Here is a 25,225-nt window from a genome sequence, read left to right on the forward strand (position 1 = left end):
TTTTTTCAGTAGCGCGTGCCCATCGGCGCCCCGAATCGATAGTTCACCCGGACGGTCGCCATGTCGATGTCCTGCTTGATGGTATCGACGCGCGACAGCACGGTTGCGGTGGCCGGGAAGCTGATGTCGCGCGAGCCCATGAACAGGTGGTCGTACTCGACGGCGACCGACCAGTTCGGCGCGAAGCCGAACTCGACGCCCGTGCCGACGGTGCCGCCCCAGCGGGTCTCACTGGCCGAATCCAGCAGCGTGCCGACCGGGAAGGGCGCAGCCGCATTCGCCGTGCCAGTGTATTTGTTGTGGGTGACGGCGGCGCCGCCCTTCACGTACCAGAGCACGTTGCCCCAGGCGTAGCCGACCTGGCCGGTGAACAGGCCGATCGCATCGGTCTTGGTGTTGTTGGTGATGCCCGCAGCCAGCGCCGCCGTGCTCGCATTGGACGACTTCAGGTCGGTCCAGTTGCCCTGGGCCTCGACGCCGAACACCCAGCTCGCCGCCTGCCAGCGATAGCCGACCTGGCCGCCGATGAGGCCGCTCGAGGCGTTGTGGCAGCCTTCGGACTGGGTCGGCACGACCGGCACGCCGCCGACGCGATTGAGCGTCCAGCAATTGTGGCTCCAGTCGGCGCCGCCATTGACGCCGAGGTAGAATCCGGCCCAGTTCGGCAGCGGCGTGACATAGGCCGGCGGCGGCGCCTTGCTGTAAGGGCGCGTCGCGAAGTCGGCCGCTGAGGCCGGCGCCAGCCCCAGCGCCGCGGCGCTTGCGGTCAAGATCAAGGTCGTCTTCTGCATTCGTCTCTCCCCAGTCCCAATACACCACGCTCCGGATCCCTCCGATCCGGGCCCACGCGAAGGTGGCCTGTTGCTGATTGTAGGAGAGACTGCTTTCTAAACTCGTGATCGGGAGCAGGCGCGTGGCGGGATGTGCCGAACGTACTTAAGCGCTGGTAAAGATCGCGACCGGTCGTGCAGATCGCAGAGCTGTCCCGAGGCGCGAGTGAGCGCTTGGCGCGTCAGACCCTCGACTGCCAGTCCTCGAGGGTCAGCGCTTGGAAAAGTCAGTGCTTGGATACGACGGGGCCGCCCCAGCGATAGTTCACGCGGACCGTCGCCATGTCGACGTCCTGGCCGACCGCATCGGTCCGGCCCGCGGCTCCACCGGGTACGCCCGAGAAGCCCAGGGTGCGGTTGCCCATGAACAGGTGCTCGTATTCGGCTGCGACCGACCAGTTCTTGGCGAAGCCGACCTCGACGCCGGTGCCGACAGCCGCACCCCAGCGCGTGGCGCTGGACTGGTCGAGCACACCGCCAGTTGCCGTGGACAGGCCGTTGTACTTCTCACCCGCAACCGCGGCGCCGCCCTTCACGTACCAGAGCACGTTGTTCCAGGAATAGCCGATCTGGCCGGTGAGCAAGCCGATCCCATTGATCTTGGTCTGGTTGGTCACGGGCGGGACGAACTGGCTGGTGTTGCTGCCCTTGAGGTTGGCCCAGTTTCCCTGGCCTTCGACGCCGAACACCCAGCCGCCAGCCTGCCAGCGATAGCCGATCTGGCCGCCAGCCAGCGCGCCGGTCGCATCATGGCAGCCTTCCGCGTTGGTTGCGGCCACACCGGCGAAGCTGACCTTGTTGGTCCAGCAGGTGCGGGCCGATGCGCCACCGGCATTCAGGCCGATATAGAAGCCACTCCAATCATAGATCGTCGTGATCATCGCAGGCGCTTTGGTGAAGGTGCGCGCGGGCAAGTCGGCAGCGATGGCCGGCGCAATCCCCAGCGCCAGCGAAGTTGTCGCCCCCAGCAACAGCCTTCTCATCGCATTCCCCAAACCAAGTCCGACGCCCGCACGCACACTCTCACCAACGCCCACCCGCCGGACCTTGATAGCCCCTTCCGTCGTAAAAATCCGTCACCCAAATGACACAACGGCTCAGCAAGTACCGGTTCTGGCACACAAAAAAGGCCGGCGCGAAGCCGGCCTTTCGACACATTCGATTTGCGCGTGCAATCAGTAGCGCGACACGATCGGGCCGCTGAAGTGATAGGAGACGCCGGCCTTGACGGTGTGCACGGTGTCGCTCCACTCGGAGCGATTGGTCGGAACCGCGCTGTACTGAATCGAGCTCTTGCCGAAGTCGAGATAGTTGTATTCGACCTTGGCCGACCAGTTCGGCGCGAACATGTACTCGGCGCCGGCACCGATCGTCCAACCCCAGCGCCAGTTGTTCTGAGCGAAGCTATTCGCCGCGCCGCCATTGAGCGCTGCGTCGTAGCGGTGTTGGAGATCGCCGACGGCAGCGCCGCCGCTGACAAAGAACAGCGCCGGACCCGCAGCCCAGCCGAGGCGGCCCTTGATGTCGCCAAAGCCGCGCAGCCTGGTGAAGTAGGTATCGCCGAGACCGGCGTTGATGACGCCCGACCGGCCGTTGATGTCGGCCCAGTGATAGTCGCCCTCGAGACCGAACACGATGTTGTCGACCTGCCAGTTGTAGCCGACCACACCGCCGATGAAGCCGCCGCTGGTGTTATAGTTCTGAGTGCCGGCAAAGATCGCCGTATTGGGCGCTCCGAAGAAGGTCTCTTTGCTTCGGCCCCAGCCGCCGCCGCCCTGCAGACCGAGATAGAAACCGGCCCAGGTCGGAAGTGGCGCCGGCGCCACCACCGGGGCCTTCGTGTACGGGCGGGCGGCGAGATCGGCGGCTCCCGCCGGCGTCAGCGCCCCCAAAACCATTAAGCTGACAGCTCCGAGAAAAATTCTTTTCATCCCAAGTCTCCCGCGTTGGGCGTCTCCAATTGGTCCCCGGAGACGCACTTCTGTGAAGTTGGTGCGACCACGCTTGCGGCCCCAATCCGTCCGGAAATATACGCTATTCAACCCTGGATACCGTCTCCCAAAAGCCACAGCCGAGGAGGAAGTGCGGCGAGCTAACTTGATGAAAGTTAATCCCTTTTTCGTGAATAGGGAACTTTTTCCGGGTTCCATTTGCGAGCACTTGCGGTTCCGTCGAGTTCCGCGGAACTCGACGCACGGTTGTGGACATATGCGCACGAACAAAACTGGAACAATGGCCTTCCGCCTGCTATATGTGGATAAGCAATGGACAGGGCGGGTGGACCGCGCGGCAACCGTATAGGGTCCGCCGCGAGAGGAAGGGTTAGCCACCGGACGCCGTGAGGCCGGTGTGGACGGCCGGTCCGATGATCGAGAACCGCGGGAGAGTGGTGATGGCGGGTAGTGTGAACAAGGTGATTCTGGTCGGCAATCTCGGCAAGGACCCCGAGATCCGGCGTACGCAGGATGGGCGGCCGATCGCCAATCTGAGCATTGCGACGTCGGAAACGTGGCGCGACAAGGCGACCGGCGAGCGCAAGGAAAAGACCGAGTGGCACCGCGTGGTGATCTTCAACGAGGGTCTTTGCAAGGTCGCCGAGCAGTATCTGAAGAAGGGCGCCAAAGTTTACATCGAGGGCGCGCTGCAGACCCGCAAATGGACCGACCAGAGCGGTGTCGAGAAGTACTCGACCGAGGTCGTTCTGCAGGGCTTCAACTCGACCTTGACGATGCTCGATGGCCGGGGCGGCGGCGGTGGCGGCAGCTTCTCCGATGACATGGGTGGCGGCGATTTCGGCAGCAGCGGTCCGTCGATGGCGCCTCCGCGCCGCGCGGTCGCTTCGGCCGGTGGTGGCGGACGCAACAGCGACATGGACGACGACATTCCGTTCTGAGGCGCAGGGGCGGCCGCACGACGTTCAGGCCGCTGCCGTCTGACCACGGGGGTGTTGCATGAGCTTCGCACCGCTGCTCGCCGCTGAACCCGCCGTCCTGCTGCACGCCGTCGCCGCGATGACGGCGTTTGCGCTGGGACTCGTCCAGTTCGCGGCCCCGAAGGGGACCTTGCCGCATCGAACGATCGGCTGGGTCTGGGTCGCGCTCATGGCGGCCGTTGCAGCCAGCTCGTTCTGGATCCACACCATCCGGCTGGTCGGGCCATGGAGCCCGATCCACCTGCTGTCGCTCTACACGTTGGCCGTGCTGCCGCTTGCGGTGTGGGCTGCGCACCGCCATCGGGTGGCGGCCCATCGCCGGGCCATGATCACGCTGTTTTCCGGTGCCCTCGTGATTGCCGGAGTGTTCACGCTGCTGCCCGGACGGATCATGCACAAGGTGGTCTTCGGGCCCTAGCCAGAGACGGTTCCCGAGCAGGCCTCGCGGAGCCGCGTCATGTGGTTAAGTCCCTGGAAAGGCGAGCAGAAAAAGCGCGGCCCACCTCGGTTTGGGGGTGGCCTGCGGCGCGCTCCTGCGCTATATGATTCCAAGCGATTTTCGCGTGTCAAAACCGACCGGTATCCCCTTTGTCCGATAAAGAAGATGAGAAGCCCGGCGAGCCGGGTGGACCTTCCGACATTCGTCCCGTTTCCATCCTCGACGAGATGAAACGCTCCTACCTCGATTACGCGATGAGCGTGATCGTGTCGCGAGCGCTGCCCGATGCACGCGACGGCCTCAAGCCCGTGCACCGGCGCATCCTGTATTCGATGTACGAGCAGGGGCACACGCCCGACAAGAAATACGTCAAGTCCGCGCGCGTGGTCGGCGACGTCATCGGTAAATATCATCCGCATGGCGACCAGTCGATCTACGACGCCATGGTGCGCATGGCGCAGGACTTCTCGATGCGCGTGCCGCTGATCGACGGCCAGGGCAATTTCGGCTCCGTCGACGGCGATCCGCCGGCCGCCTATCGATACACCGAAGCCAAGCTCGCCAAGTCGGCGATCCCGCTGCTCGACGACATCGACAAGGACACCGTCGACTTCCAGCCGAACTACGACAATTCGGACAAGGAACCGTCGGTTCTTCCGGCCAAATATCCGAACCTGCTGGTCAATGGCGCCGGCGGCATCGCGGTCGGCATGGCCACCAACATCCCGCCGCACAATCTCGGCGAGGTGATCGATGCCTGCATCGCGCTGATCGACAATCCCGCGCTCACGATCGATGACCTCATCAACATCATTCCGGGGCCGGATTTCCCGACCGGCGGCATCATTCTTGGCCGCGCGGGCGCCCGCTCGGCCTACCACCTGGGCCGCGGCTCGATCATGATGCGCGGCAAGGTGACGATCGACACGATCCGCAAGGATCGCGAGGCGATCATCATCTCCGAGATCCCCTACCAGGTGAACAAGGCCACGATGGTCGAACGCATCGCCGAGCTGGTGCGCGAGAAGAAGATCGAAGGCGTCGCCGACCTGCGCGACGAAAGCGACCGCGACGGCTACCGCGTCGTCGTCGAGCTGAAGCGCGACGCCGTGCCGGACGTCGTGCTCAACCAGCTCTACAAGTTCACGCCGCTGCAGACGAGCTTCGCCGCCAACATGCTGGCGCTCGACGGCGGCCGTCCGCAGACGATGACGTTGAAGGACCTGCTGACGATCTTCGTCGCGTTCCGCGAGCGTGTCGTCACGCGCAGGACCAAGTTCCTGCTCAACAAGGCGCGCGACCGCGCTCATATCCTGGTCGGCCTTGCCGTGGCCGTGGCCAATATCGACGAGGTCATCAGGGTCATCAGGACCTCGCCAGATCCTGCGACGGCGCGCGAGGCGTTGATGTCGCGCGACTGGCCGGCGCGCGACGTCGAGGCCATCATCACGCTGATCGACGATCCGCGCCATCGCCTGGCCGAGGACGGCACCATCCGGTTGTCGTTCGAGCAGGCCAAGGCCATTCTCGACCTGCGTCTGCAGCGCCTGACCGCGCTCGGCCGCGAAGAGATTTCCGACGAGCTCGACAAGCTCAAGGTCGAGATCAACGACTATCTCGACATCCTGCGCTCGCGGGCGCGGGTTCAGGGCATCATCAAGGACGAGCTCGCCGCCGTGAAGGCGGAGTTCGGCACGCCGCGCCGCACCGTGATCGCCGAGCAGGAAGGCGAGGTCGAGGACGAGGACCTGATCCAGCGCGAGGACATGGTCGTGACCGTGTCGCATGCGGGCTACACCAAGCGCGTGCCGCTGTCGGCCTATCGGGCGCAGCGTCGCGGCGGCAAGGGCCGCTCGGGCATGCAGACCCGCGAGGAGGATTTCGTCAGCCGGCTGTTCGTGGCATCCACGCACACGCCGGTGCTGTTCTTCTCGTCGCGCGGCCAGGTCTACAAGGAGAAGGTCTGGCGGCTGCCGATCGCGGCGCCCAACGGGCGCGGCAAGGCGCTGATCAACATCCTGCCGCTGGAGCAGGGCGAGCGCATCACCACGATCATGCCGCTGCCGGAGGATGAATCCTCCTGGGCCAATCTCGACGTGATGTTCGCGACCACCGGCGGCAACGTCCGCCGCAACAAGCTGTCGGATTTCGTCGACGTGCGGCGCTCCGGCATCATCGCGATGAAGCTGGACGAGGGCGAGGAGATCGTCAACGTGCAGATCTGCACCGAGCGCGACGACGTTCTGCTGACTGCGGCCGGCGGCCAGTGCATTCGTTTCCCGGTCACCGATGTGCGCGTCTTCACCGGGCGAACCTCGATGGGCGTGCGCGGCATCGCGCTCGCCGGCGGTGACAAGGTGATCTCGCTGTCGATCCTGCGCCATGTCGAGACGACCTCGGATGAGCGTACGGCCTATTTGAAGATGCGCCGGGCGATGTCGGGCGATACTGCCACCGAGGAGCCGGTCGAGACCGAGGGCGAGGAGGCGGCCGCTGGCGCGATCCAGCTGTCGCAGGAACGCTATGTCGAGATGTCCGCGCAGGAGCAGGTGGTGCTGACCGTCTCGGTCAACGGCTACGGCAAGCGCACCTCGTCCTACGAGTATCGCACCACCGGCCGCGGCGGCAAAGGCATCGTCGCGATGTCCGTCAACAACCGCAACGGCAAGCTCGTCGCCTCATTCCCGGTCGAGGACGGCGATCAGATCATGCTGGTGACGGACAAGGGGCAGTTGATCCGTTGCCCGGTCGACGGCATCCGCATCGCGGGACGCTCGACCCAGGGCGTCATCGTGTTCGACACCGCCGATGATGAGCACGTCGTTTCGGTGGAGCATATCGGCGAGGAGACCGAGAACGGCACCGGTGGGAACGGGACTGAAGGTGCGAATGGCGAGTGAGTTGCGAATGGCGAATAGGGAGTAGCGAACAGAGGAGGAATCAAGTCTTCCCGCTATTCGCTATTCGCTATTCGCTATTCGCTATTCGCTATTCGCCCTTACTGTGTCCGCTCGACGGAGACCATCCTGGCCTCGCCGATCGTTCCCCTGGTGCCGGCGCTGCGCAGGCAGCCCGCTTCGAAGTTCGGCCAAGCCTGCTGCGAGCAGTCGCGGCCGATCGGGCGAATGTCCAGGCGGTCCGCCTTGGCGAGCGGACGCGGCACGCTGGCTTCAACCTGAGGAGCGAAGCCGGGCAGGACGGTGATGCCGGCAGCCACCAAGCCGGCAGCTGCGACTGCAGATAGCGCTTTGATCATGACGGTCCCCTGTCCGGGCCGTTCGGCCCGTTGTTCGTTAAGGATTTGATAATCAGCTCGGGTTTCGAGACGTCTTCGCGGGACGGGCGAATTGGTTTCTTCTCGGCCCGGCGTGTTTCATGTCCCAAGTTCCGATGAAACAATCGCGGTAGCCGACCACAGTTCCGGCCCCCCGGCGTCGCACCTCATTTCATTGCGGTGCAGTCTCGGCCACTCTTTGCCCATCACAGCCACGCCAGCGGGCCTGGCGGTGGCTTGCCGGCCTGTTCCCGGCGGTATAGGACGGGCGCATGCAACGCATTGCGCTCTATCCGGGCTCGTTCGATCCCGTCACCAACGGCCATCTCGATGTGGTCCGGCAGGCCGTTCATCTCTGCGATCGCCTGATCGTTGCGGTCGGCGTGCATCATGGCAAGAAGCCGCTGTTCTCGACCGAGGAGCGGCTGGCGATGGCGCATGAGATCTTCGGCCCCGTCGCAGCCGCTGCGGGCTGCGGCTTCGAGGCTTCGACCTACGACAATCTGACCGTCACGGCCGCGGAAAAAGCCGGCGCGATCATGATGATCCGGGGCCTGCGCGACGGCACCGATTTCGACTACGAGATGCAGTTGGCCGGCATGAACCAGACCATGGCACCGCAGGTCCAGACGGTGTTCGTTCCAGCCTCGGTGAGTGTCCGCCCGATCGCCGCCACGCTGGTTCGCCAGATCGCCGCCATGGGCGGCGAGATCTCGCATTTCGTGCCGCCGTCGGTGGCCGAAAGTCTCAAGGCCAAGTTCAACTGATCCTTCAGGCACCGGCCGCTTCCGGCGGTGCCTTCCTCTCCTCATCGTCTCATGCCATCGGAGTTGCCATGATCCGCGCTCTCGCTTTCGTCTTTGCTCTCGTGTTCGCATTGCCGGCGTTGGCCCAGTCGCTGCCTGCCGGGCTCGACAAGCAGAATGCCCTGGTCATCGACACCACCAAGGGCCGCATCATCATCAAGCTGCGCACCGATCTGGCGCCGCAGCATGCCGAGCGGCTGAAGACGCTGGCGCGCGAAGGCTTCTACAACAACGTGCCGTTCCACCGCGTCATGGACGGCTTCATGGCGCAGACCGGTGACGGCCAGAACTTCAATGGCACCGGCGGCTCGAAGTACCCGAACCTGAAGCAGGAGTTTTCGAGCACGCCGTTCAAGCGCGGCACCGTCGGCATGGCGCGCCGGGGCGATAGCGTCGATTCTGCCAACTCGCAGTTCTTCATCTGCTTCGGCGACGCCTCCTTCCTCAACGGCCAATACACCGTGATCGGCGAGGTCGTGCAGGGCATGGACGTCGTCGACAAGCTCAAGAAGGCGCCTCCGGGCTCGTCGGGCGGCGCCGTGACCGATCCCGACAAGATGGTCAAGGTGCAGGTCGCCTCGGACATCAAGTAGGTCCGAGAAAGCAGGGCACCTGGGTCTCGCGCCCGGTTCCCTCAGGCATTAAGGAACCTTTTGCCACGTCGCGGAGGCATGCCGATTCTGCCGCCCCGTCACATCGACAGGGCCGGTGGCTTCAGCTTTAAGCGCATTGGGTCTATTCTCGACCAGCATCGCGGGCCTCGTCGTGCTCGGATCGCCGTCAGGAGGGGTGACGGCCGCACATGGGAAGGCGCCGCGACATTTCAGACCCAGGATTTACTTTGTCCTGACCCCCGTCAATTCCACAAAAACCGAGAGACCAGCATGGCTGTGACCGAAAATACCTTGATCCTCGAAACCACCCAGGGCCCCGTCACCATCGAGATGCGTCCCGATCTCGCGCCCGGCCATGTCGCGCGCATCAAGGAGCTCGTCCGCGAGGGCTTCTACGACGGCATCGTCTTCCACCGCGTCATCGACGGCTTCATGGCGCAGACCGGCTGCCCGCAGGGCAGCGGCATGGGCGGCTCCGGCAAGAAGCTGAAGGCCGAGTTCAACGCCGAGCCGCATGTGCGCGGCACGACCTCGATGGCCCGTGCGGCCAATCCGGATTCAGGCGACAGCCAGTTCTTCATCTGCTTCGACGACGCCCGCTTCCTGGACAAGCAGTACACGGTCTGGGGCAAGGTCACCGAGGGCATGGAGAACGTCGACAAGATCAAGCGCGGCGAGCCGGTGCAGAACCCGGACAAGATCGTGAAGGCCTACATGGCCGCCGACGCGGCGTAGACTTTGCGATCCTCACGGTGAGGCGCGTGCGCAGCACGCGTCTCGCACCATGAGGCAGACAGTCGGGCCTTCATCCTTCGCGACGCGTGCTGTCGCACGCTCCCCGGAATGAAGGGCCGATGGTCGTCCCAGAACGACGATGCGCACCGACCTGTTCGATTTCCATCTTCCCCCCGAAAACATCGCGCTCCGCCCGGCGAGCCCGCGCGAGTCCGCGCGCATGCTGGTGGTGCAGGGCGACGGTGTCTTGCGCGACCGCACGGTCGCCGACCTGCCGGACTGGCTGGAGCCGGGTGATCAGCTCGTCGTCAACGACACCAAGGTGATCGCGGCGCAGCTGTCCGGTCGCCGCATCAGCCGCGAGACCGAAGCGAAGATCGAGGCGACCCTGATCAAGCGGCTCGACGGCTCGCGCTGGCAGGCGCTGGTGCGGCCCGCCAAGAAGCTCGCGCCAGGCGATACGATCCGGTTCGGCAACGAGGGCAAGGTCTGCCTGCTCGGCCATCTCGACGCCACCGTCGAGGCCAAGGGCGAGGAGGGCGAGCTGACGCTGTCCTTTGTGTTCCATGGGCCCGCGCTCGACCAAGCGATCGCCGATCTCGGCCGGCCGCCGCTGCCGCCCTACATCGCCGGCAAGCGGCCCGCAGACGAGCAGGACACGACAGATTATCAGACCATGTTCGCGGCCAAAGAGGGCGCGGTGGCTGCGCCGACGGCTGGGCTGCATTTCACGCCGACGCTGGAGCAGCGGCTGCGCGAGCGCGGCGTCGGGCTGCAGCGTGTCACCCTGCATGTCGGCGCCGGCACGTTCCTGCCCGTGAAGGTCGATGACACCGAAGGCCACCGCATGCATGCGGAGTGGGGCAGCCTCACGCCTGAGACGGCAGCGGCGCTGAACGAGGCGCGCGCCAAGGGCGGCCGCCTCGTTGCGGTCGGCACGACGTCGCTGCGGCTCGTGGAGAGCGCGGCGCAGCCCGACGGCACGATCGCGCCGTTCGAGGCGGAGACGTCGATCTTCATCACGCCCGGCTATCGCTTCCGCGCGGTCGATATCCTGATGACCAACTTCCATCTGCCACGCTCGACGCTCTTCATGCTGGTCTCGGCCTTCGCCGGCTTGGAGACGATGCACGCGGCCTATGCGCATGCGATCCGCAGCGGCTATCGCTTCTATTCGTATGGCGATGCGTGCCTGTTGTTTCGTCAGCCAGACGAGCGCATCGTCGAGCCGTAGGGTGGGCAAAAGGCCCACCCTGCAAGTTCGCTCTGAGAGCTACGCCATCGCGCGCTCCGGCAAGAGCTCCGCGATCTGCACCGCATTGAGCGCGGCGCCCTTGAGCAGCTGATCGGCGGCCACGAACATCGCGATCGAGTGGCCTGACGGATCGGACAGATCCTTCCTGATGCGCCCGACCAGCACGTCGTCCTGTCCCGACGCGTCGACAGGCATGGGGAAGTGGTTCTTGGCGCGGTCGTCGACGACGCGCACACCCGGCGCGGTGGCGAGGATGCGGCGGACTTCATCTTCCGTGATCGGCTTCTCGCATTCGAAGGTGATCGACTCGCAATGGGCGCGCAGCACCGGCACGCGCACGCAGGTGACGCCGATCGCAATGCCCTCGTCCTCGAAGATCTTGCGGGTCTCGTTGATGACCTTGGTCTCCTCGTCGTTGTAGCCGGTCTCGGGATCGATGGCGGTGTTGTGGCTGAACAGGTTGAAGGCGAACGGATGCGGCATCACCTTGGGCGCGTAGACCTGGCCGTTGAGGCTCGCGCGGGTCGACTGCACCAGCTCGTCCATCGCGGCCGCACCGGCGCCGCTGGCGGCCTGATAGGTCGAGATGATCACGCGCTTGATGCGGTTCTTCTGATGGATCGGCCACAGCGGCACCAGCGCCGTGATCGCCGCGCAGTTTGGATTGGCGATGATGCCCTTGTGGTCGCGGATGCGGCGGGCGTTGATCTCCGGGATGACCAGCGGCACGTTCGGGTCCATGCGGAAGGCCGAGGAATTGTCGACCACGACGGCGCCGGAACGCACGGCGATCGGCGCGAACTTCTTGGAAATGCCGCTGCCGGCCGAGAACAGCGCGATGTCGACGCCCTCGAAGGAGCGTTCGGTCAGCTCCTCGATCACGATGGTCTGGCCGCGGAAGGTCACGGTCTGGCCGGCCGAGCGGGCGCTCGCCAGCGCCTTGAGCTTGCCGACGCGGACGTTGCGGCGGTCCAGGGTGGCGATGAACTCGGCGCCGACGGCGCCGGTCACGCCGACGATGGCAATGGTGGGATCGTGGGGCACGTCTCAAGTCTCCGGTTGAAATTCGGGCAATAAAAAAGCCCCGGACCTTCATCAGGCGGGGCTTCGGTTCGAAGATGGTCGCAATCGAGTTCGACTACGCGCGCACGCCTCCCGAGGCCCTCATGGGCTTGGTGGTTTTCGTCGTGCGTTTGGTCAAGATCGACATGGCGCGGGACCATAGGGGCGGTCGGAACCGCCGTCAACGGCCAAAAGGGGCGAAAACGGCGCCATCGCGGTTGAATCGGGGGCCGTCCTGACGCAATAAGCCGGCCATGAGCTCTCCCGCTGGCGACCTTCCCAACCACTTCGAATTGCTCGCGACCTCCGGCGCGGCCCGCACGGGCCGGCTGACGACGCCGCATGGCGTGGTCCGCACGCCGGCCTTCATGCCTGTCGGCACCGCCGGCGCCATGAAGGGGATCCACTGGCGGGACGTGCGCGAGGCCGGTGCCGACATCGTGCTCGGCAACACCTATCATCTGATGCTGCGGCCCACGGCCGAGCGCATCGCCGCCCTCGGCGGCCTGCAGCGCTTCACCGGCTGGGGCGGTCCGATGCTGACGGATTCCGGCGGCTTCCAGGTGATGTCGCTATCGGGCTTACGCAAGGTCACGGAGCAGGCGGTGACGTTCCGCTCGCATATCGACGGCGCTAGAATCGAGCTGTCGCCGGAGCGCGCCATCGAGGTGCAGCGCCTGCTGAACTCCGACATCGCGATGCAGCTCGACGAATGCGTGCGGCTGCCGGCCGAGCGCGACGACATCGAGCGCGCGATGCGGCTGTCGCTGCGCTGGGCCGAACGCTGCCGCCGCGCCTTCGAGAGTGCGCCGGCAGGCTACATGCTGTTCGGCATCGTGCAGGGCGGCGACGTGCCCGCGCTACGCGTCGCCAGCGCGCAGGCGCTGGTCGACATCGGCTTCCACGGCTATGCGATCGGCGGCTTGGCCGTCGGCGAGCCGCAGGCGGTCATGCTCGAGATGATCGAGGCGACCGCTCCGGCACTGCCGGCCGGCCGCCCACGCTACCTGATGGGTGTCGGCACGCCTGACGATCTCCTGGAGTCGGTCAGGCGCGGCATCGACATGTTCGACTGCGTGCTGCCGACCCGCAACGGCCGCCACGGCGTCGCCTACACGCGCTTCGGGCCGGTGAACCTGCGCAACGCGCGTCACGCCGACGACCCGCGTCCGCTGGATGAAGAGAGCCCGTGGCCGGCGGCGCGCAGCTATGCCCGCGCCTATCTGCATCATCTCATCAAGGCCGGCGAGGCGCTCGGCGCGACGCTGCTGTCGGAAATCAACATTGCCTATTTCCAGCAATTGATGGCTGGGATGCGCGAGGCGATCGCACAGGGGCGCTTCACGGAATTCTACGAGCGCACCAAGGCGGATTGGGCCCGCGGCGACATCGCCCCGCGCGCCGGCTGACGGCCGCGTCAGGTGAAGGCCGTCAGCTTGTTGTGAGCCCGCCCCTATGCGCCGGCCCACATGAAATCGTGCTGGTGATGCATTGCCGACCTGCCCGGTGGCCGACCGTTGTGCGATCCGTAGCGACGGACGGCCGTGATATCGCGTCGCGGAACTCTCTCGCCCTGGCGCCGTTCAGTTGCAGACGAAACGGCTTTTCACGGAGTGCTTGGTGACGAAGCCATAGCCGCAGGTGTCGCAGGTCCAGAGATAGCTGATGGCATCGTCGGCCAAGTATGCCGACGCCTCCGCGGCAATCATGGAGTCGGCGCAGACCGGGCATGTCGGCAGATCGCAGCCGCGGGGATTCGGGCGGGCGGTTGCGGTCGACACGAGATCAGCGAGTGCTGACATATTGACCTCCTGTACGATCTCTTTGTGGGCGATCTCTGCTTGAACGACGTCAATTTCGAAAGGGTCGATTTCGAACGAGTCGCGTTCGAACGGGTCTATTTCCGACGAGTCCAACTTTTCGCGGATATCAAGTCCGTCACACAAAGAGTTTGTCTGGGTGGTCTGTTCTTATGTCTGTTCTACAACGGCGGTGTCGTTTGGCACGAACGCCCCGATTGTATCACTCCGAAGATGACATCTTGCTGATGTCCGCCCGGGTTGCCGTCGACCTGCATCATGAATTTTCGTCCGGCTGAAGTCAAACATACACCCGGTTTATTGACCTTGTCGCAACACAAATGCGTTGGTTTTTCGCAATTTAGCCACGACTTGTTGTGCGCCGCGATCGTCTTAAGATCGCGCAAACGTGCTTGCGCAGCGCAACAGGCTCGCTGAAGATGGTCAGAAGCGTTGTCGATGTCGCGCGGGGCGCGCAGAGGAGTGATTTCATGGAGTCGTCAGCACAGCGTCCCGGACGCGGGCGCGTATTTGATTCAATTGTCGACGCGTTCGGCAATACGCCGATTGTGCGGTTGCGAAAGCTGCCGGAGCAGCATGGCGTCAAGGCGACCATCCTCGCCAAGCTGGAATACTTCAATCCCGCCGCGAGCGTGAAGGATCGGATCGGCGTCGGCATGATCCTGGCGATGGAGCAGGCCGGCGTGATCAAGCCCGACACCGTGCTGATCGAGCCGACCTCGGGCAATACCGGCATCGCGCTGGCCTTCGTCGCGGCGGCGCGCGGCTACAAGCTGAAGCTGGTGATGCCGGAGTCGATGTCGGTGGAGCGGCGCAAGATGCTCGCCTTCCTCGGCGCCGAGATCGTGCTCACGCCGGCGTCGCAGGGCATGAAGGGCGCGATCGCCACTGCCGAGGAGCTGTTGCGGACGACGCCGAACTCGGTGATGCCGCAGCAGTTCAAGAACCTCGCCAATCCGGACATTCATCGTCGCACCACGGCCGAGGAGATCTGGAACGACACGGCCGGCAATATCGACGTCTTCGTCGCCGGCGTCGGCACCGGTGGCACCATCACCGGCGTCGGCCAGGTGCTGAAGTCGCGCAAGCCCGGCCTCAAGGTCGTCGCGGTCGAGCCGGAGGAGAGCCCGGTGCTGTCGGGCGGCCAGCACTCGCCGCACAAGATCCAGGGCATCGGTGCCGGCTTCGTGCCCGACATTCTCGACCGGTCCGTGATCGACGAGATCGTCAAGATCAACAGCACGACCGCGATCGAGACATCGCGTGCGCTGGCCCGCAACGAGGGCATTCCCGGCGGTATCTCCTCGGGCGCGGCGATTGCGGCCGCGATCGAGATCGGCAAGCGACCGGAAAGCGCGGGCAAGACAATCCTGGCGATCGTGCCGTCGTTCTCCGAGCGTTATCTGTCTACCGCGCTGTTCGAGGGGATCTGATCATGGCCGACCAGCCGCGGCGGCCCCGCACCCTCGCTGACGCCCGTACCGAGGCCGAGGCCGCGTTCAAGAAGGTGACCACCAAGCCGGTGGAGGCGCCGCCGAAGAAGGCGGCGGTCCCTGGCGTGCGCGAGCAGGTGACGTTGCGGATCGACCAGGACGTGCTCGAGCACTTCCAGTCTGAAGGGCCGGGCTGGCAGGACCGCATCAATGCGGCGCTGCGCAAGGCGGCAGGGCTCTGAGGGCGGCCGCATTATTCTAACGAAAGAGCCCGGAGCTCGTGCTCCGGGCTTTTGACGTGGGGGAGACGACGACGTTTACCGGCGCAGCGCGCTGCCGAGCACACCGCCCATCATGCCACCGATGAAGGCGGCGCCGGCGGCGTTTCCCGCGTTGTCCTGCGGCGGCGGATTGCGATAGACGGGCGCGCCCTGCGGCGGCGGGCCACCGGCAGCGACGTTGCCGGCCGGCTTGGCGCGTCGCGGCTTGGCCTCGTCACCGACTGCGGCGGTCGCCGGCGCCGGCTGCGGCTCGGCCAGCAGCGCCTTGTGCTGCAGCTTGGTCAGGAATCCGGTCGACGGATAGCCGCGGGCCGCCTGCCAGCGCTTCATGACGCCGCGGGTCTGGTCGTCGAACACGCCTGTCATCTTGGTGTCGAAGCCAAGGCCGGTCAGCCGCCGCTGCACGTCGCGGCGCTTGGTCTTGTCGAGGCCGATCTGATCCTCGCTGACCTGGCTGCCTTCCTCGGTGTAGGTGGCGGGATCGACGCCCTTGGCGACATTGCGCGTCGCGGTGTTGATGGCGCCGCTCTCGATCGCGGCGATGCGCGCCATCGCCAGCGACTTGAACTGCCCGTTCGGGTAGGTCGCGAGATAGGCGTTGAGCTCTTCCGGCTTGTTGGAATCTTTCACCGAGCGCCAGAATTCGAGCTCGGCCTCGCCCGCGGTCACGGTGGCCGTCGCGACGGCCGGCGTCGTCCCGGCCGTGGCGGCCGTTGCAGCAGGGGCAGCCGCCGGGTTGAGGTAGACCGCGCCGATCAGGTTGGTATGCCCCCAGGGCAACTGGCCCTTGCTGGTCTCCTCATTGACCTGGGCGCGCACCGCCGTCATGGCCTGCTGGATCTCGATGCCGGGCTGGGCGATGTGCGAGATCAGCGCGCGGGTGAACGGGCTGTTGGCGCCGGCCTCGCCGTCGAGGGCGGTCTGGCCCGGGCCGGTGGCGAACGCGATCAGCGTGCCCTCGCCGGACTTCATCTCGGCCAGACCGGTCTGCACCGACACGCTGCGGGTCGGCGAGTTCGACTTGATCTTGGCGGCGAACGGATTGTCGCGGCAGGCATCGAGGAACACCAGCTTGACCTTGGCGTCGCCCATCGTCTGGTCGAGGGTCACGTCGATGTTGATGGCCGAGCCCAGCTTGACGTCCATTTCCGACTTCAGGTCGGCGTCGACCGGCAGCAGGTAGTTGGTGCCGGCAATGGCGATGCCGTGCCCGGCGTAATAGAACACCGCAATATCGGCGCCCTGCGCCTTGCGACCGAAATCGAGCAGCTTCTCGGTCATCTTGTCGCGCGTGAGATTGGTGCCCTCGACGACGTCGAAGCCGACGTTGCGCAGGGTTGCCGCCATGGCCTTGGCATCGACCGGCGGGTTCGGCAATTGAGCCACGCTCTTATAGGCACCGTTTCCGACGACAAAGGCGACGCGGCGGTCGGCCTTGGCGGCTTCAGCGGTCAGCACCATGCAGAGCAGGGACAGAGCGACGGTGAGATAGCGCATCAGGAGATCCCCCAACGATCAAGCGAAGCGTTCACTGCAGCATTTGTCGCGGATCGGCGCGAAAAGTCTTGTTCCCGAGCAAAAAATCACGCTTCCGCCACAAACCAGTTCGCGGGTGTTGCGCCAGATCCACGACGGTCGCGTGTAGCGCGCCCGTTTCGTGATCCGAATCACGTCGCTCGAGGGGAGGCAGGGGCTCCCCGGCGCCTCAGGTCCCTGCCGAACCGCCGATCGGCACGGGCCGAGGTTGCGGCGGACGCAGGTTCAGCAGGTTTCCGGCGAGAATCAACCCAGCGCCGAGCACGGTCAATCCGTCGAGACGCTCCGCATAGACCAGCCAGCCGACGGTGGCGGTCAGCGGAACGCGGAGAAAATCCATGGGTACCACGATGGTGGCGTCGGCGTAGAGCAGCGCGCGCGCCATGCAGAAATGCGAGAAGGTCCCACAGAAGGCGACGAGGAGGATCCAGCCCCAGGTCGTGGCCGATGGCGGCGTCCAGAATACGAGCGAAGGGATGAGGCCGGCGATGGATTGCACCGCCAGCATCCAGAAGATGATCGACACGGTGGGCTCGGTGCGCGTCAGCAGCTTGACCAGAGCGATCGAGATGCCGAAGCCGACCGCGGCGGCCAGCGCGATGAGCTGTCCCGAATTGACCGCCCCGGTATCCGGGCGGACGATCACGACGACGCCGACGAGGCCGAGCCCGATCGCCGCCAGCTTGAACAGGGTGATGCGCTCGCCGAGGAAGGCTGCTGCCAGCAGCGCCGTCCAGATCGGCATCGTGAACTCGATCGCCACCACCTGGCCGATCGGGATCAAGGTGAGCGCGAAGAACCAGCCGAGCTGCGCGCCGTAATGGACGAGGTTGCGCGCCGCGTGCTGCTTGAGCCGCGAGGTGCGCAGCCTGGCAAAGCCGCCGCTCAGTGCGATGACCGGCGACAGCATCACCAGGCCGATCAGGCAGCGCAGCTCCATCAGCTCGAACACGTTGAGCTCGCGCATGGCTTCGCGTCCGGCCACCGCCATCACCAGCATCAGGCTGAGCCAGCCCGTCATCCACAGTGCGGCGATCAGTTTCGAAGCGGGACGATTCATGAGGTGGTGGGGACAGGGAGGAGGGCGGCGAAGGCGCGCTGTATCACCTCGCGTGCAGAGCAATGCAAATGAAATCAACGGTGCAGTGCATCAACGCCGCTACAGGCTTTGCTCGCGACGGACGCGTGTCATCGAGAAAAACGTGGAGTGTGGCTGTGTTTCGTCCTAAAGCGACCGCCGCGAAACAGCCCGTGAAACAGCCCAAGGCAGCCAGAGACAAGACATGACCGAACGCGCCGCTTCAGCCGACTTCGTGACCGCCTTTGCCACTGGCTGGCCGGAGCGGGAGCCTCATCTCATGGTGCTGTCGCTGACCACCCATAAAGGTGTGCAGGACTTTGCCATGACGCGGGAGCAGGCGCTGCTGGTCGCCAAGACCATCAAGCGCACCGCCGCGCAGCTGGCTCCGGCGCCGTCCGCAGGTGCGGTCCCCGGCGCCAAGCGCAGCGGCTGATCGGGATCATCGCGACATTGAAATGTTGGCTGCGCGGAACTGGCTGTCGGCCCGGATTGATACCGACTGCCTGTTGCCGCGGGTGGCGAGCGCGATGTTGGCATTGAAGCCGGCGGTGGTTGCGACCAGCTGGAAGTTGCCGCCGCCGCCGCGTCCCTGCAGCATGCCACTGATGCCGCGGCTGGACTCACTCCAGGTTCCCGAGATGGCGGAGCCCTCGGCGATCACCTCGGCCTGCAGAGCGAACTTGTAGGCATCGCTGGCGCAGGTCAGGACGAGCGTCATCCGCGGTCCCGAGACGCCATAACGGGCCCGGCACCGGATGCGCTCGGTTGAGCCGTCCTCGAGGGCAACCGTGCCGCTGCCGCCCCATGTTCCGGCCAAGGCGGTGAAGGGACCGGGATCGGCGTGCCCCGGCGAAGCGGTCACACCCGCCGTCAAAACGACGGCGGCGGCCGCGAGCCGCCGCACCATCTTCAGGAGCGCGTGCGCGCCGTTACAGGCGCGAAGCCTGCCAGCGGCCGCTGCAGGGGATACCTGCCGAGGCGCCGTTCCACTTGCCCGAGCCAGAATTGCCGTTGAGCTGCCCATTCGCATATGCGCCATTGATGGAGACCTTGACGAGGCCTTCGCGTCCAATCGAACCCGACACATTGGCGCCAGCCGCAGAAATCTTACCGTCTGCGACGATCAAGGTCGAGCTGGCTGTGGGCTCGCAGGTGCCACTGTTGGTCACGATCGTCACCTGCCACTGGCCGTCATAGGGCGACTGGGCGAATGCGGGGGCGGCCGAGCTACCCACCAGGATCGACGCGGCGAAAGCCATTCCAATGCGGTCGAGACGCATGAATCGTTGTCCCTCAATGTCGTTTGATCAGGACCTTATTTGGAAGAATTGTGACGAAAATTTGCCGCACCGCCGCAACGGAATTTTATCGAGCAATTTCAGATCATTAACGATTAATGCGGAACCCCGCCTTGAACCATTCGGGCGGCATTATGGACAAACTGCGCCTTCGCGCACCCCACGAGCGGATCAGCGTCGCAGCCTTGCAGTGGCAGGTGATGCTGCCGTCGCAGGGCACAGCGCGCCGGCTGGAGCGACGACGCAATTGTCGGGGCGATGCGATCGGATGCTCAGTGCGGGGTGAGGCTGGGCGCGTTGGTCGCGAACTGCTCGTCCTGCGGCTTGGCCGGAATCGTGCCGGTCACCTTGGCCGATTCGATGACATCGCCGAGCAGCTTGAGGCCGAGCGGCGCCAGCGCGCGCTCCCACAGCTCGCGGGCGGTCTCGCCCTTCTTGACGAAGCACCAATCCTGAGCGGCGATGGCGCCCGCATCCATGCGGTCCGCGAGGTGATAGATGGTGCCGCCGGCGATCGGATCGCCTTCATTGATGGTCCACTCCACCGCAGCAATGCCCCGGTGACGCGGCAGCAGCGACGGATGGTAGCCGATGCCGCCGAGCCGGGCGGCTGCGACCGCCTCGTGGGTGACGCGGGCGTGGCTGTGCGCCGTGACGATCAGGTCCGTGTCGGGGGCGATCTCGCCCGCCGGCACGACCTTCGGATTGGCCTGGACTACGACCTCGATCCCGGCCGCCCGCGCCGCTGCTGCGAGCCGGTCCTCGCCATCATGAACGACGACCCGCGCGATCTCGATTCCTCTCTCGCGCAGCATGTTCAGTGTGGCGACACCGAAATGGCGGGAGCCGACGAGAGTGATGCGCATGGTCAGGGATCTTCCACGGTTGGGGGCTGGATCCGGTCGGACTCTGACCGGATGAAACGGGTCAAACCAAGCCTTGGCCTCCAGGTCAAGCGCCTGCTGGGCCGTCGTCACAGTCTGGCTTCGTCCGGCCGGCCGAGGCGTTGGGGGACCCAAACGGGAACGGGAAAGCCGCTCCGAGCCAGAGTTGGGTAGGGCCCTTCGCGCCTATCGGCGCGCCGATCGCCATGGCCGCCATCAAGATGCAGGCCGAGCGGATGACATGCCCTCTCTGGTGCCGGCTGCAGCTTCAGATGGACCGGGAGTCAGGATAGGTACCGGCAGCTCGCCGAAAGGTTGTGTCAAGGCCGGTTGCTGCATCACGGCATATCGGTCGACACACCTCAACTAAAAGGGTCGAACTATCAGCCGAACTGATGAGGACAACCGAAGACGCTACTCCTGCCGGCTCAATGGACGCGATCTGGTCGGTCTGCGAACGCAATTCCCCTCGGCCAATGGCTGAAGAGGTCAATGCACTTGTGATTGTATTATCAGTTGGCCGTCTGCGTAGTAAAATTGACGCTTCTGCATATGACGAAGATAATTTCTTAAAGGCCCTGCAGCACAATGCTCAAGCCGCTCCGCCGCGCGGCCGGATAGCCGGGTGCCGCGCCTGTCACCGATCCCTGGGCAACAGCACCCGGTTATTTGCCGGCGGTCATGTGGCTTCCGGCGGCGGATGGTCGATGCCGAGCGCGGCGCACAGTGGTCCGAGATGTTTCTCGTAGCGGCGCCAGCTTCCGATCGAACGGCGGTAGATCGGCTCGCGCACCTGCATCAAGCTCGCCGTGCGCACCATGCGCTCGGTGCGATGGAAATCGAGGCAGGCATCCTCCCAGTCGAGCCCGCAATGGGCGAGCACGCGGCGCGACACGCCCTCGAGGTCGTCGACCAGATCCTCGTATTGAACGTCCATCAAGATGCCGGGCGGCAGCACCTGGTGCCAGTGGTCCATCACGCTCTCATAGCCCCGGTAGTAGTGGCCGAGCTCGGTCAGGTCGTAGGCGAAGGGCTGGGCTCCGGTGAACAGCAGCGAGTAGCAGGAGACGCAATTGTCGAGCGGGTCGCGCCGCGTGTTGATGATCCTGGCGCGCGGGAATGCTGCGTGGATCAGCCCGACGAACAGGAAGTTCAGCGGCATCTTGTCGACGATGCGCTCGGCCTCCGGCGCCAGCGTCCGAACGCGGGCTGTGTATTCCTGCCCGATCTTCGTCATCTCCTCGGGTGGCAGAAGCGTGATCAGATCGGGATACGCCGGCACGACCTTCTGGCGGTTGGCGCATTCGCCGACGAGCTCCTTGAAGGTCTCGAGCTCGCCCGCGCCGAAGACCTTGGAATGGCTGGCCAGCACCTGCTCCATCAGGGTGGTGCCGGAGCGCGGCATGCCGACGATGAAGATCGGGGCCCAGGAGTTGTCGCCGTGCCCGGTAACCGTGCGAAAGAACTCGGGGGTGAAGCGCGCCGCGACATTTTTCATCATGCCGAGCCGCTGCTCGGAGTCGTAGTCGAAGGTCTTGCGCTTGAGGGTGTTGGCCTTGTGCAGATGCGAGAAGGCCAGGTCGTAGTCCTTCAGGTCGGACAACGCCTTGCCCATCGCGAAATGGGCTGCGATCTGCTTCTCCTGATCGAGCCGGTCGACGCGTTCGAGGAGCTGCCGCAGACCAGGAAGCCGGCTGTCGTCCGGCTTGAACTTCGACATGTTCGCGAGATTGAGATGGATCGGCGCGTCGTCCGGCGCCAGCTCCAAGGCCTTCTGGAACGCCGCCGTCGCCTCCTCGAAGCGGCCGAGCGCCTGGTAGGCGACGCCGAGATTGTTGTAGGAGCCGAAGCGTTCCGGCTTGATCTTGATGGCCAGCAGGTTCTGCTCGATCGATTCCTCGAGCCGGTTGAGCTCGAGGAAGGCGTTGCCGAGATTGCCATAGGCGTCGGCATAGTCGGGCCGGCTCGCGATGGCCCGCTTGTAATGCTCGATGGCGCGCTCGCGATGGCCCTGGCGCAGCAGCACATTGGCGATGTTGTTGTGGGTCTCGGCGTGTTCAGGACTGAAGTCGAGAACCTTGAGATAGTGCTTCGCCGCCTCGATATCCTTGCCCGCCGTGTAGAGCAGGTTGCCGAGCGCAAAATGCGCATCGAGGTGCTGCGGCTTGTTGTCGATCGCCCGCCGGAGCAGGGCCATCGCCTCGTCGATCAGCCCCTGGTTCTGGCGCACCATGGCGAAGGCGTAGAGGATGCCGGGGTGGCTCGGCGCCAGCGCAAGTGCCGTCTCGTAGTGCTGGACGGCCGTCTCATAATGGCCGGCGGAGGCCTCGACGGCTCCAATGCTGCCATGGGCCTCGGCGGACTTGTCGTTCACCGCGACCGCGCGCCGGAAGAACTCCTTGGCCTCGTCGAGCCGGTTGGTGGTGGTGCAGACCATGCCGAGCCCGACCAGCGCGTCGAATTGGTTCGGCTGTCCGGCGAGGATCAGCTTGAAGATCGTCTCGGCATCCGTGAAGTCACCGCGGCCTTGCAGCTTCTTTGCCACGGCGGCGGCGCCTTCGGCCAGAGTCTGCAGCGATCCGGCCTGCTGCGAAGCGATTGAAAGCGATGCCGTCGTCGGCGTCACCACGGGCGGAGCGACGTTCACCGGCTGGGGCGGCTTGGCGCCCGCGATCGCCTCGGCGATCGTCGGCCGCAGGGCCTCGGTGCCCAGCGCATCGAGCAGCGGCTTCAGCCGGTCGCCATACATGCGCCAGCGGCCGACCGATCCGGTGAACAGCGGCTTGCGCACCTGCACCACGCTCGCGGTGTTCACCGGGCGCTCGTTCTCGTGGAAGGAAAGGCAGGCCTCATCCCAGTCCAGCCCGCAATGCGCGACGATCTTGCGGGCATTCGGCTCGAAATCGCGCACGACGTCCTCGTAGGACAGTTCGAGCATGACGCCCTGCGGCAGGACCGCACGCCAATGGCTCATCAGCGCCTCGTAGGCCCGGTAGTAGCGACCGAGCTCGGCGAGGTCATAGGCGAATGGCTGCGGCTCGGCAAACAGTTGCGTGTAGCAGGACAGGCAGGTGTCGATCGGATTGCGCCAGACGTGAATGATGCGCGCATTCGGCAGCGCGAGATGGATGAGCCCTGCGAACAGGAAGTTCGACGGCATCTTGTCGACGATGCGCTGGGTACTCGCCGGAAGCTCCGTGAAACGCTGGAGATAGGCGCGCGCGAGGGCGGTGACATCGGCATCGGACAGTTGGGCGAGCATCTCCGGATAGTCGCCGCGGGCGCGATCGGTGAAGAGCCCCGCGGCTGCCGCGAAGTAGTTGACCTCGCCGGCGCCATGCACGGCGGGATGGCTGGCCAGGATCTGCTCGATCAGGCTGGTGCCGGACCTGGGCATGCCGATGACGAACACCGGCGCGTGCGATGGATCGCCATGGCCTGCGCGCGCCTGTAGCATGTCCCTGGAGAACACCGCACGGATGCGCTCGATCTGGCGCAGCGTCTGGTTCTCGTCATAGTTGATGCGGCGGCGCTCGAGGGCATTGCCGGCGTTGAGGTGGACCAGCGACCGTTCGCCGTCCTTGATGTCGGCATAAGCCCGCCCGAGGGTGAAGTGCAGGGCGATGCGCGCATCCTCGGTGAGCGTCTCCGATCTCGCGGCCAGATCCTGCAAGGGCGCCCAGCGCGCGTCGTCGACCGCGAACGGCTTGACCACGCCGTAGTTGAGGTGCGTGCCGATACTGCGCGGGTTGACAGCCAGTGCGGATTCGTAGGCACGCGCCGCCTCGTCGAGCCGGCCCACGATCGTCAGGACGCCCGCAAGGTGGTTCATGGTCGTGGTGTCGCCGGGATCGTGCGCAAGAGCGGCCTGATATCCGGCGATGGCCTCGTCGTAGCGCTGCACGTTCCGCAGCGAGTCGGCGCGATTGCGGTGGGCAATGGCGTAGTCTGGTCGCAGCCGCAGTGCCTCGTCATAGTGGGACAGGGCCTCCTCGTGCCGGCCCGCCGACTGCAGCGCATTGGCGAAATTGTTGTGCGCTTCGGGGAAGTCCGGCCGCTCAGTGACGGCTCGCTCGTAGTGGAAAATCGCCCCCGGCCAGCTCTTCATGTCGAGGTGGATATTGCCGAGATTGTAGTGCGCCTCGGCGAGATGAGGGCTCAACGCGAGCGCCTGCTGCAAGGTGCGAATGGCGGCATCCAGTTCGCCCATCGCTTGATGACAGCCCCCGAGATTGAGCAGGACCGTCGGCATCCTGGGCTCGATGGCGAGCGCTCGGGTATAGTGAGCGATGGCTTCCGGATGCCGGCCGAGCTGCCGGCAGGCATCACCGAGACTGCTGGCTGCTGCCGCAAATTGCGGCCTCGCCGCAAGCGCTGCCTCATGATGCGACATCGCTCGCTCGGACTGGCCGAGCCGCTGCAGGGCGAGTCCGAGCGCCTGGTGGAGGTCCGGGTTCGTGCCATCGATGGCAAGCGCCAGTTCGAGGTGCCGGACGGCCGCTGCGGGATCCCCCAGGCCGTACAGCGCGCCGCCGAGCAGCAGGCGGGGCTCGATCGAGGATTCGTCGAGTGCGGCAGCGCGCGCGAAATGCGATGTCGCCTTGGCGAGGTCGCCCAAACCTGCGAACGCCTTTCCGACCGTCAAGTGCAGGTCTGCCGAGTCGCCCGCCGCGTCCGCGGCCCGGTCGAGCAGGGTTCGTGCCTCCTGCGCGTCGCCGAGTTGCAGGCGGACAGTCGCAAGGCTGCACAGGGTCCGGAAATGCCTTGGCTGAAGAGCAAGCACTTTCCGGTAGGCCTCCTCGGCAACCTGCAGAGCGCGACCGTCGAGCGTAGACGGGAGTGGCGCGCTGGAGTTGGTCGATGCGGACACGAGTCGGGGGCGGAAGGCGAGTGCTGGCTCGTTCATGATCACAACTGACTGATTGTTCGACGGAAGCAGTTGTCG

At 65.2% G+C, this 25,225-nt stretch carries 23 protein-coding genes; 11 read left to right on the plus strand and 12 right to left on the minus strand.

What is annotated here, in order from left to right; all coding sequences use genetic code 11:
- Positions 1–5 precede the first annotated feature (5 nt).
- The 3 genes from QX135_RS17370 to QX135_RS17380 form a co-directional block, all read right to left on the minus strand.
- Positions 6–791: an outer membrane protein gene (locus QX135_RS17370; RefSeq protein WP_315738111.1), complete on the minus strand. Its 786-nt coding sequence runs from the start codon at positions 789–791 to the stop codon at positions 6–8.
- A 266-nt stretch (positions 792–1,057) separates the two neighbouring features.
- Positions 1,058–1,813: an outer membrane protein gene (locus tag QX135_RS17375; RefSeq protein ID WP_315774929.1), complete on the minus strand. Its 756-nt coding sequence runs from the start codon at positions 1,811–1,813 to the stop codon at positions 1,058–1,060.
- A 192-nt stretch (positions 1,814–2,005) separates the two neighbouring features.
- Positions 2,006–2,761, minus strand: coding sequence for an outer membrane protein (locus tag QX135_RS17380; RefSeq protein ID WP_316177994.1), 756 nt, complete (start codon positions 2,759–2,761; stop codon positions 2,006–2,008).
- Positions 2,762–3,222: 461 nt separating this feature from the next.
- Here QX135_RS17380 and QX135_RS17385 point away from each other — a divergent pair, with 461 nt between their 5' ends.
- From QX135_RS17385 to gyrA, 3 genes are all read left to right on the plus strand, one after another.
- Positions 3,223–3,723: a single-stranded DNA-binding protein gene (locus QX135_RS17385; protein WP_315738108.1), complete on the plus strand. Its 501-nt coding sequence runs from the start codon at positions 3,223–3,225 to the stop codon at positions 3,721–3,723.
- 58 nt (positions 3,724–3,781) lie between these two features.
- Positions 3,782–4,180 carry a DUF2306 domain-containing protein gene (locus QX135_RS17390; protein WP_315797487.1) on the plus strand — a complete coding sequence of 133 codons (399 nt, stop codon included), beginning with the start codon at positions 3,782–3,784 and terminating at the stop codon, positions 4,178–4,180.
- A 170-nt stretch (positions 4,181–4,350) separates the two neighbouring features.
- Positions 4,351–7,101, plus strand: a complete 2,751-nt coding sequence (gyrA, locus tag QX135_RS17395; protein ID WP_316177995.1) for a DNA gyrase subunit A — start codon at positions 4,351–4,353, stop codon at positions 7,099–7,101.
- 98 nt (positions 7,102–7,199) lie between these two features.
- Here gyrA and QX135_RS17400 read toward each other — a convergent pair whose 3' ends face one another.
- Positions 7,200–7,457, minus strand: a complete 258-nt coding sequence (locus tag QX135_RS17400) for a hypothetical protein (RefSeq protein ID WP_316177997.1) — start codon at positions 7,455–7,457, stop codon at positions 7,200–7,202.
- A 290-nt stretch (positions 7,458–7,747) separates the two neighbouring features.
- Here QX135_RS17400 and coaD point away from each other — a divergent pair, with 290 nt between their 5' ends.
- From coaD to queA, 4 genes are all read left to right on the plus strand, one after another.
- Positions 7,748–8,242, plus strand: a complete 495-nt coding sequence (coaD, locus tag QX135_RS17405; RefSeq protein WP_315738104.1) for a pantetheine-phosphate adenylyltransferase — start codon at positions 7,748–7,750, stop codon at positions 8,240–8,242.
- A 68-nt stretch (positions 8,243–8,310) separates the two neighbouring features.
- Positions 8,311–8,874, plus strand: a complete 564-nt coding sequence (locus tag QX135_RS17410; RefSeq protein ID WP_315711771.1) for a peptidylprolyl isomerase — start codon at positions 8,311–8,313, stop codon at positions 8,872–8,874.
- Positions 8,875–9,165: 291 nt separating this feature from the next.
- The gene (locus QX135_RS17415) at positions 9,166–9,630 is read left to right on the plus strand and encodes a peptidylprolyl isomerase (RefSeq protein WP_316177999.1); all 465 of its coding nucleotides are present in this window, start codon (positions 9,166–9,168) and stop codon (positions 9,628–9,630) included.
- Between the two features lie 139 nt (positions 9,631–9,769).
- A complete protein-coding gene (gene queA, locus QX135_RS17420) occupies positions 9,770–10,864 on the plus strand; it encodes a tRNA preQ1(34) S-adenosylmethionine ribosyltransferase-isomerase QueA (protein ID WP_315797486.1) in 1,095 nt (364 codons plus the stop codon).
- A gap of 39 nt (positions 10,865–10,903) precedes the next feature.
- Here queA and QX135_RS17425 read toward each other — a convergent pair whose 3' ends face one another.
- Positions 10,904–11,929, minus strand: coding sequence for an aspartate-semialdehyde dehydrogenase (locus tag QX135_RS17425; RefSeq protein ID WP_315738101.1), 1,026 nt, complete (start codon positions 11,927–11,929; stop codon positions 10,904–10,906).
- 272 nt (positions 11,930–12,201) lie between these two features.
- On the opposite strand from QX135_RS17425, the gene tgt reads away from it, so the two are divergent.
- Complete coding sequence (gene tgt / locus QX135_RS17430) at positions 12,202–13,356, plus strand: tRNA guanosine(34) transglycosylase Tgt (RefSeq protein WP_316178001.1); 1,155 nt, start codon at positions 12,202–12,204, stop codon at positions 13,354–13,356.
- A gap of 174 nt (positions 13,357–13,530) precedes the next feature.
- Here the strand turns inward: tgt and QX135_RS17435 are convergent, their stop codons facing one another.
- Positions 13,531–13,749 (minus strand): hypothetical protein, encoded by a 219-nt coding sequence (locus QX135_RS17435; RefSeq protein ID WP_315775303.1) that lies wholly within the window; start codon positions 13,747–13,749, stop codon positions 13,531–13,533.
- A 488-nt stretch (positions 13,750–14,237) separates the two neighbouring features.
- Here QX135_RS17435 and cysK point away from each other — a divergent pair, with 488 nt between their 5' ends.
- Both cysK and QX135_RS17445 read left to right on the plus strand, forming a co-directional pair.
- Positions 14,238–15,200 (plus strand): cysteine synthase A, encoded by a 963-nt coding sequence (cysK, locus tag QX135_RS17440; protein ID WP_315738099.1) that lies wholly within the window; start codon positions 14,238–14,240, stop codon positions 15,198–15,200.
- A gap of 2 nt (positions 15,201–15,202) precedes the next feature.
- On the plus strand, positions 15,203–15,442 hold the full coding sequence (locus tag QX135_RS17445; protein WP_315711784.1) for a BrnA antitoxin family protein: 240 nt from the start codon (positions 15,203–15,205) through the stop codon (positions 15,440–15,442).
- Between the two features lie 75 nt (positions 15,443–15,517).
- Here the strand turns inward: QX135_RS17445 and QX135_RS17450 are convergent, their stop codons facing one another.
- Positions 15,518–16,978 (minus strand): caspase family protein, encoded by a 1,461-nt coding sequence (locus tag QX135_RS17450; RefSeq protein WP_315738098.1) that lies wholly within the window; start codon positions 16,976–16,978, stop codon positions 15,518–15,520.
- A 208-nt stretch (positions 16,979–17,186) separates the two neighbouring features.
- A complete protein-coding gene (locus tag QX135_RS17455; protein WP_316178004.1) occupies positions 17,187–18,077 on the minus strand; it encodes a DMT family transporter in 891 nt (296 codons plus the stop codon).
- Between the two features lie 223 nt (positions 18,078–18,300).
- Here QX135_RS17455 and QX135_RS17460 point away from each other — a divergent pair, with 223 nt between their 5' ends.
- Positions 18,301–18,531, plus strand: a complete 231-nt coding sequence (locus QX135_RS17460) for a hypothetical protein (RefSeq protein WP_315738096.1) — start codon at positions 18,301–18,303, stop codon at positions 18,529–18,531.
- Positions 18,532–18,537: 6 nt separating this feature from the next.
- Here QX135_RS17460 and QX135_RS17465 read toward each other — a convergent pair whose 3' ends face one another.
- The 4 genes from QX135_RS17465 to QX135_RS17480 form a co-directional block, all read right to left on the minus strand.
- Positions 18,538–19,005, minus strand: a complete 468-nt coding sequence (locus QX135_RS17465; protein WP_316178006.1) for a hypothetical protein — start codon at positions 19,003–19,005, stop codon at positions 18,538–18,540.
- 22 nt (positions 19,006–19,027) lie between these two features.
- Positions 19,028–19,378 carry a hypothetical protein gene (locus QX135_RS17470; RefSeq protein WP_315738094.1) on the minus strand — a complete coding sequence of 117 codons (351 nt, stop codon included), beginning with the start codon at positions 19,376–19,378 and terminating at the stop codon, positions 19,028–19,030.
- A 290-nt stretch (positions 19,379–19,668) separates the two neighbouring features.
- Entirely contained in the window at positions 19,669–20,262 is a 594-nt protein-coding gene (locus QX135_RS17475; RefSeq protein ID WP_315738093.1) for a formyltransferase family protein, read from the minus strand.
- 697 nt (positions 20,263–20,959) lie between these two features.
- The gene (locus QX135_RS17480; protein ID WP_316234191.1) at positions 20,960–25,186 is read right to left on the minus strand and encodes a sulfotransferase; all 4,227 of its coding nucleotides are present in this window, start codon (positions 25,184–25,186) and stop codon (positions 20,960–20,962) included.
- Between the last annotated feature and the right edge of the window lie 39 nt (positions 25,187–25,225).

Origin of the sequence: Bradyrhizobium sp. SZCCHNR1098 (assembly GCF_032489375.1) — a bacterium.
Lineage (GTDB): Bacteria > Pseudomonadota > Alphaproteobacteria > Rhizobiales > Xanthobacteraceae > Bradyrhizobium.